1 protein-coding gene is annotated in these 513 nt (G+C 65.9%); it reads right to left on the bottom strand.

The genetic code is table 11. The features are described 5' to 3' along the window. The coding region (locus tag I6F66_RS22325) for an IS66 family transposase zinc-finger binding domain-containing protein (RefSeq protein ID WP_197209927.1) at nucleotides 1-513 on the bottom strand (513 nt) is incomplete at both ends.

Here is a 513-nt window from a genome sequence, read left to right on the forward strand (position 1 = left end):
TTGGAAGTGATCACCCAGGCCAGCAGGCCTTCGCTGAACAGCCCCTTGGGGATGACTTGCTCGGGCTTGGCCGCCAGGCGCAGCGTGCCATCGCAGCACGGGCAGGCGTACTTGACCCGCTCGTGGCGGATCACGCGCACTTGTTGCGGAATGATGTCGAGCTGCTCGCTGGCCTCCACGCCAATCTCCCGCAGCACGGCACCGTCGTGAGGACAGACACGCTCGGATTCGGGCAGTTCGTGGCGCACCACCTCGCGCGGCAGGGCTGGGTCCAGCGGCTTGCGCCCGCGCTTGGTCCGTTTGTGAGCGGGAACCTCGACAGTGTTGTCGTCGGCCTCGGTTTCTTCCTGGGCCGGCTGGGTTGCCGAGCCGAGCGCCTCGGCCTCGTTGAAGAACATGTCCTTCTGGTGGCCTGCGCTGGCCTCGCTCTTGGCGGCGAACAACTGGCGCTTGAATTTGTTGAGCTGCTCCTTGAGCAGGTCGCACTCGGCGCGCGTGATGCGCAGCTCACCA

It is taken from the genome of Pseudoalteromonas sp. NZS100_1, assembly GCF_015864285.1.
GTDB lineage: Bacteria > Pseudomonadota > Gammaproteobacteria > Enterobacterales > Alteromonadaceae > Pseudoalteromonas > Pseudoalteromonas arctica.